The 18714-nt window shown below is 41.6% G+C and carries 14 protein-coding genes and 1 pseudogene; 4 read left to right on the top strand and 11 right to left on the bottom strand.

Annotation, left to right across the window (positions count from 1 at the left end; translation table 11 throughout):
* Positions 1 to 292: 292 nt before the first annotated feature.
* Positions 293 to 514: a hypothetical protein gene (locus BP861_RS11770; protein WP_292375751.1), complete on the top strand. Its 222-nt coding sequence runs from the start codon at positions 293 to 295 to the stop codon at positions 512 to 514.
* Between the two features lie 143 nt (positions 515 to 657).
* On the opposite strand, the gene BP861_RS11765 is transcribed toward BP861_RS11770, so the two are convergent.
* The 5 genes from BP861_RS11765 to BP861_RS11745 all read right to left on the bottom strand — a co-directional run bounded on the left by BP861_RS11765 (position 658) and on the right by BP861_RS11745 (position 4635).
* Positions 658 to 1218 (bottom strand): metallophosphoesterase, encoded by a 561-nt coding sequence (locus BP861_RS11765; RefSeq protein WP_292375749.1) that lies wholly within the window; start codon positions 1216 to 1218, stop codon positions 658 to 660.
* 213 nt (positions 1219 to 1431) lie between these two features.
* Positions 1432 to 2220 carry a winged helix-turn-helix transcriptional regulator gene (locus BP861_RS11760; protein ID WP_292376062.1) on the bottom strand — a complete coding sequence of 263 codons (789 nt, stop codon included), beginning with the start codon at positions 2218 to 2220 and terminating at the stop codon, positions 1432 to 1434.
* A complete protein-coding gene (locus tag BP861_RS11755) occupies positions 2220 to 2741 on the bottom strand; it encodes an ArsR family transcriptional regulator (protein WP_292375747.1) in 522 nt (173 codons plus the stop codon). The genes BP861_RS11760 and BP861_RS11755 overlap by 1 nt, the downstream gene beginning before the upstream one ends.
* A 64-nt stretch (positions 2742 to 2805) precedes the next feature.
* Positions 2806 to 3843 (bottom strand): deoxyhypusine synthase, encoded by a 1038-nt coding sequence (locus tag BP861_RS11750; RefSeq protein ID WP_292375746.1) that lies wholly within the window; start codon positions 3841 to 3843, stop codon positions 2806 to 2808.
* A gap of 294 nt (positions 3844 to 4137) precedes the next feature.
* Entirely contained in the window at positions 4138 to 4635 is a 498-nt protein-coding gene (locus BP861_RS11745) for a pyruvoyl-dependent arginine decarboxylase (protein ID WP_292375744.1), read from the bottom strand.
* 556 nt (positions 4636 to 5191) lie between these two features.
* Between BP861_RS11745 and BP861_RS11740 the strand changes: the two genes are divergently transcribed.
* Positions 5192 to 5854, top strand: a complete 663-nt coding sequence (locus BP861_RS11740; RefSeq protein WP_292375742.1) for a hypothetical protein — start codon at positions 5192 to 5194, stop codon at positions 5852 to 5854.
* Between the two features lie 164 nt (positions 5855 to 6018).
* The gene (locus BP861_RS11735; RefSeq protein ID WP_292375740.1) at positions 6019 to 6861 is read left to right on the top strand and encodes a carbon-nitrogen family hydrolase; all 843 of its coding nucleotides are present in this window, start codon (positions 6019 to 6021) and stop codon (positions 6859 to 6861) included.
* Positions 6862 to 7000: 139 nt separating this feature from the next.
* Here BP861_RS11735 and leuS read toward each other — a convergent pair whose 3' ends face one another.
* The 6 genes from leuS to BP861_RS11705 form a co-directional block, all read right to left on the bottom strand.
* Entirely contained in the window at positions 7001 to 9904 is a 2904-nt protein-coding gene (leuS, locus tag BP861_RS11730; RefSeq protein WP_292375738.1) for a leucine--tRNA ligase, read from the bottom strand.
* Between the two features lie 29 nt (positions 9905 to 9933).
* Positions 9934 to 11151 (bottom strand): threonine synthase, encoded by a 1218-nt coding sequence (thrC, locus tag BP861_RS11725; protein WP_292375736.1) that lies wholly within the window; start codon positions 11149 to 11151, stop codon positions 9934 to 9936.
* A gap of 424 nt (positions 11152 to 11575) precedes the next feature.
* On the bottom strand, positions 11576 to 11908 hold the full coding sequence (locus tag BP861_RS11720; protein ID WP_292375734.1) for a DUF1622 domain-containing protein: 333 nt from the start codon (positions 11906 to 11908) through the stop codon (positions 11576 to 11578).
* Positions 11909 to 12033: 125 nt separating this feature from the next.
* Entirely contained in the window at positions 12034 to 12366 is a 333-nt protein-coding gene (locus BP861_RS11715) for a DUF1622 domain-containing protein (RefSeq protein ID WP_292375732.1), read from the bottom strand.
* A gap of 462 nt (positions 12367 to 12828) precedes the next feature.
* Positions 12829 to 13716 carry an LppY/LpqO family protein gene (locus tag BP861_RS11710; RefSeq protein ID WP_292375730.1) on the bottom strand — a complete coding sequence of 296 codons (888 nt, stop codon included), beginning with the start codon at positions 13714 to 13716 and terminating at the stop codon, positions 12829 to 12831.
* A gap of 519 nt (positions 13717 to 14235) precedes the next feature.
* Positions 14236 to 17103, bottom strand: a complete 2868-nt coding sequence (locus BP861_RS11705) for a M1 family metallopeptidase (RefSeq protein WP_292375729.1) — start codon at positions 17101 to 17103, stop codon at positions 14236 to 14238.
* Between the two features lie 582 nt (positions 17104 to 17685).
* Here BP861_RS11705 and BP861_RS11700 point away from each other — a divergent pair.
* Positions 17686 to 18714, top strand: a pseudogene (locus tag BP861_RS11700) (hypothetical protein); the annotation flags it as partial.

Genomic DNA, 18714 nt, shown 5'->3' with positions numbered 1-18714 from the left:
TTCATCAACCGAGAATATCTGGCCTCCACAATCTTCCTCTTTTTTATGAGGTCCTTAAAAATTGGCCCGTTTTTTAAGGATTAATCATCTTTATTTTTGGAATTAAATATTGTTCTGTTATTCCCCGAAGTAAAATACATACTTCTGTCAATTAAGGATTTATTATTGTCATCGATCCAGAGCTAGAAGAGGCAAAATATACATAGATAAACGAGACATGGTATAAAATGAGTAACTTGTGTTTGGATAAAACTCAGTAGTAAATAATTAAACTAATACGTGAGATGATCCTGTGAAAACCTATCTTCTGGTCTGGTTCAGCAGTGAAGGAGCCCGTCCATCAGAAATAAACCGACGGTTGATGTCTCTGGGGTTCGAACCAATGCAAGGCAGCTACGATTTTGTATACAACTGGAATAGCAATGTCAGTGTCGAGAAAATTCTCGAATTTGGGGATAAAGTATATCTGAGCCTTCAGGGCACAGGTGTAGTGTTCAAACTGGAAACCCTGTAAATCGAGCTTGCAAAAATTGAACTTCCCTAACCCTGCTTAGCAAGGCGCGTGCTGGATTTCAAGCAGAAATAAGCACTGCTTGAGGTTATTAGATAGTCCAGATTGTGATCCCCTTCGAGCCATTCCTGCCAGTTCAGAGACGTTTAAGCCTTTTTATCATTCTGGTCTTCTTCATGTTTGTGTTTCTTCAGGGAGTCTCGGAACTTTATGTAATCGCAGGTGTTTCCCTCAAGAGTAATTATCCTGCCATTAATACTTCCTTTTTCGATTATGAGTTCTACAACACTTGGATTTGACATTCTGGGTTTGGTGGGAGAGCCGGGGCAAACAAGCACGACATCATTTTTCTCTATCAAAGGTCGGTGCAGGTGACCGAAGATCAGAATATCTACCTCCATTTCTTTTGCGAGGTAACCCTGAGCAGTTGTATCGGTAACCGAAAGCCCTCCTTCGTGTATAACCCCGATTTTTACGCCTTCGACTTCGAATTTCAGTCTTTCGGGAAGGAGCCTTTTGAGTTCTGAAGTGTCATCATTTCCAAAAACGGCCTTTAACTTACCGCTGGCATTGAAGTCGTTATATGCTTCTACAGTACTGAAATCCCCTGCATGAACTATGAGGTCGCACTCATCAAGGAGCGTTTGAAGTTGCTGGGGAATTTCTCCGGTTTTCAGATGAGTATCGGAAAGCACAATCAGCTTCATGAGTAGTCTCCTTATTGTATAAGACATGCCGTTTAAAGATAAATCTATGATGCAAGAAGCCTTTTAATAAAAAGTTTTATAGAAAACGATGTGGCGGCATAATCAACTGGCCCAATGTTTTTGATACAGTTATCCAGTAGATGGCAATGCTTTAAAAAATTAAAAGTTTTGACCCAAACCCCAAAGTTGGAATTGATTCAAAGTTAGCATGAATTATTCGAGGGTCAGGTCTACGAGTTCATACTCAAGATTTTCGGTCTCTAGTCTGTTAAGCAGGGAAGGAACCTGTTCGTCTACTGAGACAACAAGGGAAGATAGACCATGGTATGCAGCCTCAATAACGGATTCATTGGTTCCAAACATAACATTCGGGGTTATGCCGGTCTTGCGCAAGGCGATAAGTGCTTCTACACCGATAGCTGCAATATAGGGTTTTGAGCTTGTCAGGGATCTCAAGCGTTCAATATCTACTTTTCTTGATCCTCCACGCTCAATCCTGGGAACCTTGCATATAGTAATTGTAGCATTTTCCAGGTCGATCAGGCCTCTCAGGCTTGTAACGCCTACATCTTCCCCTGCAGTTGCGTCGGAAATTGCGGTGCCTGATGCGCCTGTTTTTTCTGTGCTGCTCACATACAGGAGTCCTTTTTCCATTTTTAGGTATACCTGCTGGCCTTCCTTTACATCCTCTTTTGTAATGGCTGTCCAGGTTGAAACATGGCTGATTATATCCTCCATGACAAAGCGGGCGTACTGCTTCATTTCGGTGGCATTTTCAAGAACCCATTCCACACCTTCTTTTGTAATCCTATACCGAACACGGCCCTCAGTAACTATCAGCCCGTCGTTTACAAGTTCTTTAATATATTCGGAAACTGCCTGGGGGGTTATTCCAATCTTTTCGGCAATTTCTTTTTGTCTTACATTCGGCTGGTGGGCTGCAATTTCGATAAGAACCTGAAACTTGGTTACTCCGCTTTTAGTCTGGAGGATTTTGATCATCAATCGTAGTTCTCCTCTACATCTTCAATTAATTTTAACCTCTGTCCCATTACAGAAAGTCTTTCAGATCTGCGAGCCACAGCACAAATATAAAATGGGTTTTTGTTAAGCGTCCGTGTGAGGTTGCTCATAGAGGTGTTTCCTTCTTCTACCAGCCTTTCCAGTTCTTCCATTGCGTCTTTGACCTCCTCGTATGGCTTGAAGGTCAGCATGATTATATCGCTTAAGTCCTCAAAAGAACACTGGAAATTAACCTGAACCTTGGAATAGGAACTGTGGTATTCTTTGGAAGGTTTTTGCCCTGCCTCAGGAACTCTCCACTGGCTCTCTAGAAGTCCGGCTTTTTTCAGGATATGAAGGCTTTTTGATGAGTCCGTACCCATGAATTCGTCTATTTCTGCTCTGGTCATCCATTTGTTTGAAAGTGCGTCAAATATCTTTTTGTGAGTTCTTGACCCAAAAGTCCTGAGTAATGGTACTAAATAGGAAGGATCGTTAATTATTCGAGTTCTTTTACCCATATACTCCTCTCCTTCTCGTCTTACGTTATAAGCTTTCAAATATAATAACTATTCGTAATTTTGATTACTCGCTGTAATCAATATCAAGCCCTTCAGGCTCTTCCCAATTAAAAATCGGGGCATTCCGCTTCAATTCGCGGCGTTTTTCATGAAGTGCATGGGCTACAATAGGGAGAGCAATAGTAGCATCCACGAAGACCTGCACTTTTTTTGCCTGAGCTGCAATTTTTCCCCAGGAAACAGCTTCGTCAAAAGTACAGCCTGAAAGCCCTCCCCAGTGAGGAGCATCAGCAGTGTACTGAATTGCATAATCATGCCCTCCGATCTGCATTCCAAGAATAGAAGCTATTACTTCGGTCTGCTGGATAAAATTCTTCGGGACTCCACCTCCAATGTAAACGACTCCGGTTTTCCCTGATTTTTCCACAATCTGCGTGACTTCGTCAACGTCTTTTATCTGGTCAATCTCAAGTTTCAATCCTCTTCTTCTTGCAATAGTAAGTCCGATCCCTATTGAACTATCCGAAAGTGCAGGAACGAAGATAGGAACATTTTGCCTGTATGCACTTACGACTATAGAATCCTCGGCCGCTCCACGCTTTACCAGTTCCTTGCCAAGCAGGCGCATGAACTCCCTTGAGGAACAGGAAATTTCCCCGATATCGGCTGCAAAATCCGCAATCAGGTTATCTGTGGTCCTAAATTCCTCTTCTACTGCAAAAACGTCGTAAATCCTGTCAACGCCATGTTCAAAGAGATTTTCATCGTCAGCCAGATGAGAACCCACATAGTGTTTCTTGCCGAGCGCTTCGTGTGAATCGTGGAAAAGATTAGCTCCTGTGCTTACAAGGCAGTCTATCATCCTCTCCCGAATCATATAGGAAATAACCCTGCGCATGCCCGCAGGAACCATAGCCCCGGACAAGCCCATAAGCACAGTCATATTCTTTTCTTTAAGCATGTTATGCCAGGCTTGGACGGATTCGGCCAGCTTTCTTCCCTGGAAGCCTGTTTTGAGCATTCCATCCATTAATTCGCTTACAGACCTATCCTTTACATCTATCGGAACGGTTGGGTTATCTGTGAATACATTAAGATGCATACCATTCTCCTAATAAGCAGATAATGATAGTTTTGCGTGACTCCTAATACCTGAAGACATTTGCGACAGGCGGTAAGATATGCAAATAGCGCTAGGTAATTATATAATTTTTATTAAATATCAATATATGCGGACACTTCCCCTGATGATATCAAACAGAGGTAAAATTTCTTTAAGAAGATAGATTTGCCAGATTTAAATATAGATCAAAGAATATGAAATTGACAGTATGATAAGCAGTTTTTATTTCATGTTTGTAAACAATCGAAATTGTTTCATGCATACTGTTAGTGTTCATATAGTAAAGACTGCTACAGATATCACGGTCATCCAGTCTCCGTTTTCATTTACGGAAGATGACCTGGGAAAACTGAGTGTCCTGAGAGGGGCTTCGTTTGTCCAGGTGCTGTACATACTTCTTGCAAGTTTCTCTGAATGTTCCCCTACTTCTTGAGCGGTTTCTCCATAGGCATGATACTCTGATATATAACCGTGCTTGTTTATATTTTGTGGGAGTGCACAACCTACCGACGCGCTGAGTGTCCTTCTTGGCTCATTGGAAGAGATCCTGGACATTACACAAAATACTATTTCTCCAGGACTTAACTCTCCGAGACCTTCTTCTTTGGATACAATCTCACAGTTAGGAGGCAAGATAGAACTTACAGTTACAAGATTAAATTTTTCAATACCTGCATCTCGGAGTGCAACTTCAAATGATTCTAGATGTTCGGAGTGTGTACCAACTCCACTTGTAAAGAATACTTTCCTAGGAATTAATTTCGTAATCATTTTTGCAGCCTTGTGTAATCAATTTAAGCTTAATTCAGATAGCAATTATCATTTTTAAGCATTGCCCTCCAATTCGGCTGGAAAAAAGGCTCAATTCTTATTTATTTAACTAATAATGAATATAAGAAAATTATATCCATTATTTTATTTCAAGCGTTTTCTTGCCAGAAAATTGCTCTTTGTACTATGTTAAAAGTTTTTTTGCACGGTTATATTAGATATTTTTCCACAAGACTCCGAGTTTTCTTTATTTAAATCTTCACTATATTTTATCGCGAGTATTCCACAAATCTTTTTTATATTAACTTGGATGTCTCTTCCTAAACTTCCTATACTTCTCACTTACAGGCTCTCTCATAAGCTTTATATTATGCAGGATAGTTACATCGTGTATATTACTTCCTGTAATTTTCTTGTTTATTTCTCTTACAGCCAGAGAATGTTCAGGTCTTTTTAAAGAGTCGGGAAAATATGGACATATTTGCCGGTTGCTCTGAAATTCGAGATTTTTTCCTGGCCTGAGCCCTGAAGAATAAATTAACAACAATAAAACGTGATGTCGGTACAGATGGAAGAAAAACTCAACCTTAAAATCCTGGAACTACTTGAAGGCAGGCGGCTCTCAATAAGCGGGCTTTCCAGAGAACTGAAAGCCATAGGTATAGATGAACACCGCCTGGTTCTAACAGGCTATCTCAGGGCTCTAAGGGATCTTGAAATTCTGGATGAAATCGAAATCCCCCCTTCAAAAATTTATACTCTGCCCGAAAAAACTTCAGAGCCTCTGTCCGATAAAAACAAGGAATTCAGGTCTCCTGAACTTTCTGATCCAGAAGAGCTCTATTCTATTCTCAGGGCACAGCTTCTTAAAATCAATCTGGATTTCAGGATTCCTGTGGGTGTATATGTAGTTTCCAGATTGTTTGAAAGGCCTTGTTTCCGCAGGGAGTTGAAGCTCATAGGAATTACTCAAAAACACCTTGAGCAGTACCTGGAAAAGCCCGGCATAGTTTGTGAGGTGCAGGATACACATTTGAAAAAAGCCAGGGCTGATATTACAAAGATTGAGATTCCTCCTGATGACCCTGCGTATGAAATGCGGGAAAATAGGGAAGAGGTAACCAGACTTGCAAATGAAGTGTTTGCAGGACTGATAAAACACAGGCTTGACCTCGAGGGCCTGGTAGCAAAGAGTAAGCAAACTACCCTGCTTCCCTAAGAAATTCTCATTTAATTAATTTGAAATTTCTCTATTTAAATTCACTTCCTTTAGATTCATTTCTTTAAGCCGTTTATCCAAGTTAATTTCTTTAAATTTTTTCTTTAAATTTGTTTACCTTAATAGTTCTAACCGTTTGCTGATGGTTGGCTGGTGTTTATGATATGAAAGTTGCCTGTATCCAGATGGATGTGTTACATTGCAGAAAGCAGAAGAACCTTGAAAAAGCCCTCTATATGGCTCTCGAAGCCGTAAGAAAAGGAGCCGAACTTATTGTTTTTCCCGAAGTTTTTTCAACGGGTTTTTGCTACGAGCACTTTGACCATGCAGCAGAAACCTTTCCCTCCCCTATCCTTGAAAATCTGGCCTGTTTTTCCGAAGCCAATGATTGCATCATCCTAGGTTCTGTAATTGAAAAAGTTGCCTCTGAAGAGATTTCTGTTAGTAGGAAACCTGCGGATTCTAATTATTCTGCTCTTTCGGACTCGAGTAAATCCATCCTCTACTATAATCTCGGTTTTTGCTTTGAATCTGGGGCTCTTGCAGGCAGTTACCGAAAAACTCACCCCTTTAAGGCTGAGAACCAGTACTTTTCCAGGGGTAGCTCAATAGAACCCATAACTCTAAAAAAGCAGAACCTGAAAATCGGTTTTGAGATTTGTTATGAGCTCCGTTTTCCCGAAGTTGCAAGAAAACTTTCCCTTGCCGGCTCTGACTTGCTTGTAACTACAGCTGCTTTCCCCAATCCAAGGTCTGAACACTGGAAGACCCTGGCAAGGGCAAGAGCAATCGAAAATCAGATCCCGCATATTGCCTGTAACCGCACGGGTTCGGCTCCTGACCTCACCTACTTTGGGAACTCAATGATAATCGACGCCTGGGGCGAAGTAAAAGCCGATGCAGGTAACAAAGAGTGTGTAATTGTTTACAACCTTGACCTGTCCGAAAAAGACAAGATTCGAAAGGCTATTCCTGTTTTTGAAGATAGGAGAACTGAACTTTACTAATTTTTGTAATTTATCTATTTACTGTAAGCATGGAAAGTGTTGAAAGCATAGAAAAAAGAGCATTCGGGGGTTACATTCCGGTTCCCCCGATGTAATATTGGCCGATCAATTACGTGACACATCTGGCCTTTTAAGTAATTTATTCTTCCTTCTTAGACTGCTCTATGTAGATTGCAGGCCTCAGGGGCTCAGCAAACCTTGACTTCTTTTCAGGGTCATAGGCAGGAGAGTCAGCACTGTGGACTTCAACCGGGCAGCCGATCTCTTTTTCTAGGAAGGAAACTGCCTCTTTAAGGAGAGTCTGTTCATCAATGCCAGGGCCTGTAAAGATTTCGTACCTGTCTGCGCCCCCGCTTTTGAACTCCGGCACGAGCTTCTGTACGAACTTAGGGATTTCCTTGCCAAAGCGCTTGAGGTCAGGGTTCGCCATCAGTGTTTTAATAAGGGTGCCTACTTCGAGTGAACCTTCAAGCTGTATCTCGCAGGCGCACTTAATGGCTTCGGCTTTCCAAGCAGGGGCCGTATAGAGATGAACCTTTTGCGGGGTCATCTTTGTTACCCTTATAATCTCCTCAACATCTTCCAGGGTTCCCCTTATCATCTCTTCGGCAAGCTCCGCGCCGTCATCTATCAGGTCTTCATTATAGAGCGGGTACTGCGCAAGGGATATTGGATCCTCATGTCCCATTGCTTCCCAGATTTCCTCACAGAGATGCGGGGTAAAAGGAGCCATAAGCCTGACCCAGTTATCCAGCACATAGTAGAGCATGGTCTCTCCTCCCCTTCTCTGGTACCATTTAACATCATTTTGCAGCAGGAAGAAAGAATTCTGGATTGCTTCCCTTGTTTGGATAGAATAAAGGGCTGCATTTGTCTCCCGAATGTAGTTCTGTATTCTCGAGAGTATCCAGCGGTCTATTTGCTTTAGCTCAGTACTCAGATCTGCACGTTTTCCACTCTCTATAACATCCTTTGCAAAAGAATAGAACCTATCCACCTGCCTTCTGGCTGATTCTATCCCTGTCCTCTGCCAATCGGCATCCTGTGTCTGCTCGGCTGTGGAAAGGATATACATCCTTGTTATATCCGCACCATATTTGCTGACTGCACTTTCCATTGTAAGGATGGGACCTTTGGACTTACTCATTTTTTGCCCCTCTAGGGAGACAAAACCGTTTACTGCAAGAGCTTTTGGCCACTTCTCCTCTTCAAAAAGGGCTACATGGTGGAAGAGGAAAAAGAGCAGATGGTTCGGGACGAGGTCTTTTCCTGAAGAGCGCAGGTCAACCGGATACCAGTAATTGAAATGCCTGCGGATTTCCTCAAGAAGCTTTGGACTAACTCCGGTATCCTCACTGGTTGCTGCCAGGTCGCCCTTTCCGAGCAGAACATAGTCAAAGAATGAAAGGGTAAGATTTTCTATCTTCAGTTCGCCATTTTCGATAAACTTCGCAATGATATAATAGCTCATGTAAATTGTCGAATCCCCAAGGGACTCAATAAGCCATTCCTTATCAAAGGGAAGGTGGGTTCCAAGGCCTTTTCTGCGAGCGCAGGCTTTATCCTTAAGCCAATCAACCTTGTTTTCAAACTCGACCCTGTACTCTTCGGGAATAATCCGCATCTGGCTGAGGCATTTATAAACCTTTGCTTTCCATTCAGGGTTTGAATAATTAAGGAACCACTGGCCTTTGACCATATTTACAACGCATGGTGTGCCGCAGCGGCAAACAACAGGTTCGCTGAATTCATAAAAGGTCTCCCCTGCATTTGAGCTGATGAAGTCCCTGGTAAGGATATCCTTGATTTTGGAGACAGCCTGTCCTTCATATTTTCCTGTAAGCTCCTTAAGGACTCCCCCGTGGAATTCCCTTCTGTATACTATCTTTGTGGCTTCCTCGGCTTTCGGGTCTTTCTGGCTTGTAATCCCCATGCTTTCTACGATTTCCTTTGCGGGAAACTCTCCAAATTCAGGTACCTTGATAAGGGAAATCAATTTGATGTTCCTGAGGTCTTCGGTTATCCCATACTCACTCAGGTCAACATCGTAAAGGTCACGAAGAGCAAGGTAGTCAAAAGGTGCATGGGCAGGCACGCTCATTACTATTCCACTTCCGTTTTCGGGCCTGACAAAAGATGCAGGAAGGGAAATCACTTCGCCGCCTGTAACCGGATTTGTGAGTTTTATTCCTATTATGGATTTTGCAGGTACGTCTTCAACATACTCGACTGTACGGTCCGTAAAAGTAAGTTTTCGGAAAGCTTCTTTGCTGACAACCCAGAACTCCTCGCTTTCGCCCTGGGTGACCTTTGCTTTTACATAAGTTACGTCAGGGTTGACCCAGAGGTTAGTCACTCCGTATGTCGTTTCTGGCCTGAGGGTTGCACAGGGTAAGACCAGGTCTTTATACCGGAACTTGATCAGCGTATATTCGACAATGGTAGCTTCTTCCCCATGCAGGATGTCGTGATCCTCTACAGGGTTATTGTCGTTAGGACACCATTTTACCGGATGGGAGCCTTTTACGATCAGGCCCTTTTCTTCAAGCCGGGTATACTGCCACTCTATGAACTTTTTATACGTCGGGTCAGTCGTAGTAAATTTTCGTCTCCAGTCAATGGAGTACCCGATATTGCGCATGGCTTTTTCGGACTCAAGTTTGAAATAATCAACAATTTTTTCAGGGGTATCGAGCGTTGGCAGGATATCTCCGGGAATCCCGTGAAGTCGTTCATAAACGTCCATGGTCTGAGGGTCCCGATTTGCAATTAGTTCCGCAAGCCCCACAATGGGTGTGCCTGTTACATGAAAGCCCATAGGATAAAGCACGTTGTACCCGAGCATCCGTTTGTGCCTTGCAACAACATCCCCTATGGTAAAAGTCCGGGTATGTCCTGCATGCAGGTTTCCATTCAGGTATGGGTAGGGGATGGTTATGAAATATTTTTCTCGCTTATCGGGCTCGGCCTGGAAAATTCGGCTCTCATCCCATTTTTTCTGCCATTTCTTTTCGATCTCGTGAGGCTTATAATCCTGCTCCATTTGTGTTCACGCCCATCGATTTTTAGATTTTATTTCGCTTTTCCAAAGATAGCTTCCCGAATGGCTTCTATACTGGCATCTACAACAATAGGCTCTTCGCAGATGTCAATTACAGTCTGCGGGTCTTTAAGCAGGTGCCCTGTAGTGATACAGACAACGGTTTCATCTCTGCTTATAACACCCATATCAACAAGTTTTCTAAGCCCTGCAACCGAGGCTGCACTTGCAGGTTCGACACCTATGCCTTCAAGCCTTGCAAGGTCTTTCTGGGCTGCAAGGATTTCTTCGTCAGTAACCGATTCTGCAGTCCCGCCGGATTCCCTGATTGCAGCCAGGGCCTTTTTCGCATTAACAGGGTTTCCGATCCGGATTGCTGTTGCGACGGTTTCGGGGTTTTCCTCAGGAGTGATTTCCGGCGCCTCGTTCTTTATGGCTCTTACAATGGGGCAGGAGCCTGCAGCCTGGATTCCGGTCATTTTCGGAAGCGAATCAGTTATGCCGAGCTTCTTAAACTCCCTGAAGCCCTTCCATATAGCTGTAATATTTCCTGCATTTCCTACTGGCAGGACAACTCTGTCAGGTACCCTGAAGCCGAGCTGGTCTGCAATCTCAAAACCGATAGTCTTCTGGCCTTCAAGCCTGTAGGGGTTGATCGAGTTTAAGAGATAAATTTTCTCCTGGGAACAGAGGGTACGCACAAGCTCAAGTGCGTCGTCAAAATTTCCTCGAATGCTAAGAACCTTTGCCCCGTGCATAAGGGCCTGAGCTACCTTTCCAAGAGCTACTTTTCCTGCAGGCAAAAGTACAATTACAGGAATCCCGGCTTTTGCACCATAGATTGCAAGGGCTGCCGAGGTATTTCCCGTAGATGCGCATGCCACGGTATTCATACCAAGCTCAAGCGCCTTTGTAACTCCTACAGTCATTCCCCTATCCTTAAAAGAGCCTGTAGGATTCATGCCTTCGTGCTTTACGTAGAGCTCTTTAATCCCTATTTTCTCAGCCAGACGGTCGCATTTATAGAGGGGAGTTCCGCCTTCCCTAATCGTAACAGGTTCTCTTTCTATAGGAAGAAGTTTTGCATACTTCCATACCGATGGGCATTCGGTCTTCAGTTTTTCCATGTCAAGTTTAATTGAGGAATAGTCATAGATTACATCAAGCAGCCCGTCACATTTGCTGCATGTATAGATTACTTCATCTTTGGAATACTCTGCACCGCATTCGATACATTTGAGATGATACATTAAATTGCTCCTGTTTCTGATAACTTTAAATTTTTGGGTTCCAGGTTTTACTCATACCTGACTAGTGTTAGATAGCCCGAGTTTAGGCAGGATAATCTGGATTTTGAATTAGTATCATATTAGAGTTTAATAATATTTTGTATCCTTAATACACTACTTACTTTTAAATTATGCTGTTTCGAGCACTATTTGCTCTTATAAGCAAATATCTTTAAAAATCGAAAATCAAACTTAAAGTGGGTTATGGGTTTGATAATAAGAAAATGCATGTTTAAGCTCACTTTTTCTCTATTGTTCCTTCTGCATATAGCCTGTATAAGTCAAAGCAAAACTAATATTAACGGTATAAAATTAACACTAGCAAAGAACTAAAAGGCAGGCTAAGACCCATTTATAATTTCCCGGAGAAATTAAATTCTTTTCTTTAGTCAAACTGATATTCTTTTACTTCTTTACTGAGGAAATAACCAAGAATTGTCCTGATCAGTACAACTGTGCCCAGTACTGTGAGATCCTGTATAGTCGGGTTTCTCAGGGTTCCAAGGATAGCAACTACGATATAAAACTCAAGTCCAAAGAGTATTCTATTGGTAAGTTCCTTTCTTATTGTTTCAAGGTTCTGGGTTTTTTTTAATACCTCAGAAAGTAAAATCTGAATTGTTGCCCTTAATCCTCCATAAATAATAATAGTTGTACCTATTGCTTCGAAAATCCATTCGAAATAGAGCAGGAAATTGTCAAACAATCCAGATAACAACCTTTTATCACTCTCCAGGAAGTACATATGGAATTGACTACTGGAATTGACTACTGGAATTGACTACTGAAATTAACTTGCTGGAATTAGCTTACTGGAGTTCGCTTAAACTTGTTAGTCGACTTTCAGTCAAAGTGATACTCTTTAACTTCTTTACTCAGGAAATAGCCAAGAACTGTCCTGATCACTACAATAGCTCCAACAAGTAGCAGATCATTTACTGTAGGGTTTCTTACCGTTACGATTATATCGCCAACTATTAAAAGTTCTAGAGTGAAGAGTATTTTATTTGTAAACTCTTTCCTTATTTGTTCATATCTGTAAGGTCTTTTGAAGGCTTCCAAAAGTAAGATTTTAATTGCAGCCTTTAATCCTGCGTATACTACAAGAAGTGCACTCACAAGCTCGAAGAATCTAACAAAAATCTCCAGAATCGAGTTAGTGAGTTCAAGTACCATTCTTACCCTTCCAAAAATACTCTACTTCAAAATAGACCTCGATCTCAAAACTTAGGTTTTAATGCATCATGAAAAAATTTTTAGAATTTCGTCCACCAATTTTTATTTTGCCAATTATATATTCTTTGTTTAATATATATTTTATCCCGAAGACATCTAGCCCAAAAAAGTTTTATTTCAGTCAAGCACCAGTTGTTTGGAAGGGGGCACCAGCGCAATTTTGGTTTTTCGATCTATTCACAATCTAAACAATCTTATTTTGACATTAAGTTTCAAAAGTAGATAATAGACTCCTAGATAATAGACTCCTAGATAATAGACTCCTAGATAATAGACTCCTAGATAATAGACTCCTAGATAATAGACTCCAGAAAACGCAGGAAATCTTCAGGTTAAAATGAAAGGCGGGTGTTAATCATACACCCAAGGATTAAACTTTTCACATTTTCGGCAATCGGAAGTTTAAGAACTCTCGCTTCCTGTCTTGCTATTTGTTTCGTTGAGAGCTTCACGCATGATACCTGCAAGTTCTGTGGCATCTCCTGTAGCCCAGCAATGTACGTAGAATAGCCGTGGCTGCTCGGTTATCATGTGGCTGTGAAGAGCTGTAACTTCAATGCCATTAGCTGCCAGTGTGCGTACCACAGGCTCAACTTCATTTTCTTCCAATACAAATTCGCCGATAACGGCTGCGTTACCCTTGCCAAGAGGCTGGAAGTTTATCATTGTTGATACATCCATGACCGGAGACAACACATAGCCGTTCATCCGCACTTTATCGGCTCTGGGTATATCGTAATTATAATCTCCTCCCTCAGCCGAACCTTTGTCTCCAATAATCCGATCAAGTTCTGTGGTATTAATTCCCTTACTCTGGAACTTCTCACTTTCGCTAGCAGATGAATATCCGTTGACATAATCGGTAATATTGCGTATATTCTTAGCCATGTCTATAGGATCGCCATTTCCGTATATGTGTATCCACGTTATATGCGGTGACGTTCGTAGTAGGTGATTATGTATTGCAGTCACCTGCAATCCTGACTGAAGAACCATATCGGATACGTTTTTTACTTCCTCTTCCGTAACCCCTATTTCACCGACCATCATTGCCTGATCTCCAGCTCTCATAAAATCAAAGTCGTGAGAGCGTTCAGAGGCCTGATTCAGTTTTATGCCGTCAAGTGTTACATTTAAAGTCATCGGTATTGTAAACTTTATGGCACCGTCCGGGCTGACCTTACCCTTTTCACCCATGGCCTTTTCCACAGGCTTCCAATATTCAGAGGCATTTGCCTTCTCACTATTAGAAGTTTTTGTGGTCGCTGCTCCGATTATCGTCAAACACACTAATAGAACGATAAACAAACTGGCAAATTTAATAGTCTTTCCACGCACAATATGCACCCCCTTAACACTACTGGAGTAGTTAAGCATAATATGGTGAATAACAATATATAATTTGAGCTGAATATTATTTGTACATATTTTACTACATATGTAAATAATTTAAACGCAAAAAAGAAACCCTAAAGTCTTAATTGTCAGCTTACAGTAATACTATTCTCACTATTCTCTAATTTTTTCTAAAATATTAAGTACTCTCTAAACTCAGTCTATCAGGACTCATACAAAAAAACCTGGATAGAAAGAGAAAACTTGATAGTTTCGAGTAAGGAAAACAAAGCTACTGTATCATAGCTTACTAAACTAACTTCGTGGCGCTATAAATTGTGTCTTCCTAACTGTATAATAATGTTTGAACATCAACTTAATTGCGAGAAAAAGATGGAAAATCTAACTAAAAATTCAATAAAAATTTCTGTTCCGGCGATATAGCACCGGAGCAAAAAAGATCAAAGTATAAGTTTACTTTCTCTCAGGATTTCCCGGCTTCAGTTCCGGAATTTCTCCGTGCGCTATACCGTATGTTTTGACAGCTTTCGGCGCTCCTAACAGGAGTTTCCTAATCCTATTATATACACTCGGGTATTTCTGGGCGTCAAGTTCTCCGAGAAGGTCTGCCAGGATCTTTACCAGCGGTATATGATACTTTGACTCCATCTGATCTATGTTTGCAAAGGCATTGAGCATATTGACTGTGCTATACTCGTTCACAGGAGCCAATTTTCTCAGTATCTCTGCAAAGAGAGCCCTGCCTTCTTCGGTCTGAAGTGACTTTTTCCGGTTGCGGGCAAAGCTTCCATAAAGGGCACGCTGGTCATTTGTCTGCTCAATCCTGAAAGCATCTGACCTTTCCATTTCTCTGACAAGTTCCACTGCGTCGATGCTGCTGTTACTTCCTATTACAGAGAGGAAAGCTTCCCAAGCAACGAGATTTTTCTTTGACTCAGCTTCAAAGGCTCTCAAGACTTCTATTTTATCGGGCGCAGAGCTGTTAAGGTATGCTGCAAATGCGCTCAGCCGATCCGTTGCACAGGTTGCAGTCTCAAATTGCTGTTTTATCATTACATGGATGTCAGGAGTATCAAGGGCTGCAAGGATGCCAAGACAGACGTTTTTAGCCTGCCTGTTCTTGATTATTCTTGCTGTCTCCTCAGGAGTCGAATCCCTGGGAGTAGAGGCACTTTCAAAGAAACGGTAGGCGGAGATAACCGAGTTTTTATACTTCCAGGCAACGGCTTTCAGGAGTTTCTGTCTTACTTCATAAAGAGCTTGGTACCTGTGAGCAAATTCTTCATCCTCCACAGACTCAAAAATGGTTAGGAATTGACCACCTGCCTTTTCGAGAAGCTGCCGGTCATTGAGAAGCCTGTAGTACAGTTCGATAAAGTCTTCAGAGGGTTTTGATTCGGGATTTTTAAGGAGCCTTAGCTTTTCCCTGTCAACAAGGGTATAGAAAGCTGTAAACCTGCCTATGGTATCACTGTCTTTCCTTACCTGAATCAGGAGCTCGTCATGGCTTGCTTTGTATACAAGTTTCCCGTAGAAAGAATAGCCTCTATTAAGTGATAGGAAGGCTGGCATGTCCACATTTTCGATTACAATCTCTGAGTTTTCCCCGCTAACTCTTTCCAGGATTTCGACAAGGTCATTTCCGTTTTCGTCAACAAGGGCTGCCTTGAATGGGAACTCCCAGGGTTTTCCGCCGTCTGGGTATTTTTGCTTGAGGAAAAATGTGAATTTCCTGGCAGCTCTGTCGTATTCGGCTGAAACCTCTACTACAGGGTACTTTGTCTGTTTCAGCCATGTTTCAGCCATTTCCTTTAAAGGCTGTCCGCTTTCTTCTTCCATAGCTTCAATCCAGTCCTGGGTAGTTGCGTTGGAATGTTTGAATCTTTTGAAGTATCTATCCAGACCCCTGACAAAGGTGTCCTTTCCTATCAGGAACTCAACCATACGCACGTATTCCGGGGCTTTTACGTAGGTGACTGCGGTAATCAGGTCGTTTGGGTCATTGAAGCCATCAGGAATGATCGGCATGGAAGCTGCTCCTGAATCCAGGGCAAAAGTTCCCGAAGCCGGAGCAAGCAGCTCAAGCACTCTGCCGAGCCTACTATAGTCCTCCCCAAAGAGAAAGGCATGATGCTGTTCTTCCACATGCACGGTTACGGCTTCATTCAGCCAGATCTCAAACGGGCTTTTTCCGGTGACTTCTGATCCATTTTGGTTGTGATGGTACTCGTGTACCTTGACCCGGATCATATATTCGTAAGCCGGGTCCGTCATCTGCGGGAAAGGCATTATGCGGTTTGTGGTTATCGTGGTATTCCCGACGTTTTCCATTCCTCCGAAGTCCGAGTTCTGCATGCCGATTTCCCTGTAGACGGTGCCTGTATACCTGTATCCGGAATTGATGGTTTTGTTAAGCTCGGCAAGCCTGTCCCTTACCTTTTGAAGGTCTTCCTGTGTGGATTCGGGCTTTGCCTCAAGTTTCGTCTTCTCTCGCATGCGGACAAGCTCCCAGAGCTCCTTCCTGACAGACAGCTTCTCCTCATCAAACTGTTCGGGCCCTGTAAAAAGGTAAACCCACATAACCGCATCGTGCAGGATATCAAGTGCTTTTTCGGCTGCTGCTGCATCTGAGTTTGGCGGCACGAGCAGTTCCAGCATAAAAGTGCCTCCATCAGGATACTCAAATTCCCGTTTGAAGGTCGCATAAGTCCCAGCCCCCAGGAAAAAGAGATAGGTCGCCATAGGCGTGATGGAGTTGTCATATACGATTTTGTCCCGCCCAGGTTTTACGGTGTGCCTCTCAACTACGACATCACCGTTTGTAATAAGGTTTGTGTACTGCGAATCCGCAATTATTGTGGTTCTGTAAGTGCATTTTGCGGCCATATCGTCAATGCACGGAACAATCCTCTGGAATCCCCACTGCTGGCACTGCGTTATCTGCTGAGGGGGAGCTCCTGCCGGTGTTTCGTCGTAGTACAGCCCTTCAAGGATATTTTTGGTCGGCCTGCAAACCGTATCCGTAATAACTGCAACCTCGGTATGTGGAGGAATTTCTTCCCTGAAATTAATTTCAAGAATCGCATCATCCTTCCGGTATCTGTAAGAAACCTCGTACTGTATGCAGCTCACAGCCCGGATCTCAAGATCCCTGCAGTTTAATTCAAGCTTTTCAATAGGTGCGTCCTTTGTCCTTACCCTGAGTACGGATTTCACATTAGTCCTGTCATCATAAACATCAAACACCAAATCCATATGCAAAACGTCAACAGTAAGTTCCCCGAAATCTTCAGGATAATATTTGTAAAGCCTGTTCTTCATAAAAGAGTCACCGAATAAATTATAAGAGTTATGTTATGGGATAGAGAAGGAAGGGATGAGATTTAAAGGTGTAGTTTTGAAGAGGATGATTTTTCTATTTTGTATAATAATTCTAGAGTATTTTTCACTACTTATTTAACCTCTTATATCTCTTTGTATCTTAATATTTATGTCAATTTTTAGAATTTCATCAAACTGAAAATTAATCGGTATACGATATAAAATATTTTTTTAAATTTTTCGAAAAATTATTATATGTGTCACATAATACCTTTGAAAATAATGCTATTGAGAGACATTCAATTTTGGATGATTTTCAATCAATTTATTTACAGTTACTTATTAAGTTTTTCATAACTTCGAATTAAAGTTGTCACACCCCGTGGTTTGCAGCTGGGTATTCAACTATAATAAAAACGCTGGATCTTCAGAAGTTATCCGCTTAAAATGAGAAATCAATAACAGTAAAAAGAAATCTATCTGAAAACATGATAATTTTTCGAAAAGTTTACTGTTTATTATTTCTCTATCTGTGAGAACTTTATTAATTGTTAATTCTTTAAAAGTTGAGAAGGTGGAGAGATGACTAGATTATGCGTTTTAAAAATTGTATTATGTTGTTTATTGATAATTATGATTGGGTGTACATCTGCGTCGTCATCTGAATCTTTAGCCGAGTCTAAACATCCTTATGCAAATAATTCTACATATACGTGGCCTAATATAAGTGAACCTGATGCTACTGAAATACGACTTCACTTTTCAGATTTAGATATTGGTGGGTACGAAAAATTAACTATTTTAGATAAGTATGGAAATGATCTTGTAACTTATTCTGGCATCACAAAAGCAGACTTCTGGACAGAATGGTATACAGGGGATACGTTGGGAGTTAGACTCATCACAAGCGATCAAGGGACAGGATATGGGTTCAAAATTGACAAATTAGAAAGCAGATCAGATATGTGCATATCTAATAATTCTTTAGCCGAATCATATCATCCTTATGCAAATAACTTTGAGTATAAATGGCCTGATGTAAGCAAACCTGGTGCCACTCAGATACGAATTCACTTCGAAAGTCTTAATCTTGCTGACACCTCCGATAAACTCGTTCTTTATGATAAATATGATAATAAGCTTGCGACTTATGAGAGTGGCTGGGGTATCAATTATCAAGATTTCTGGACAGAATGGTATACAGGAGATACGTTAAAAGTCAAACTTGTAACAGGTAACTCAGGGAATGCATATGGGTTCAAAATTGATAAAGGTGAAATTAAGAATGATAGAAACGTAACAACTGCTTTTTCTGAATCTACAGAAGTTAATACTGGAACATCTAAAAGTAAACCTGAAAAAAGTAAAGAATCTGAGTTTTCAGGCGAAGATTCTGAAAAATCTCAAAATCCAACGGATTATATTGATTATATCCATAATCAAATGATAGAAATTGCAGTTACTTTGAATATTATAGAAGAGGAAGATGATCAGTCATGGATGTATAAGCATATAGAACTTGTTTTTGGTGGATTTGGGACTCCCCTGGTATTCGCTATGGTTGGATTTCTGAAAAAATTGAAAGGTAAAAAATCAGAAGATAAAAAGTCT

Source organism: Methanosarcina sp. UBA411 (assembly GCF_002495725.1).
Lineage (GTDB): Archaea > Halobacteriota > Methanosarcinia > Methanosarcinales > Methanosarcinaceae > Methanosarcina.
This window is presented reverse-complemented; position numbering and strand designations above follow the sequence as displayed.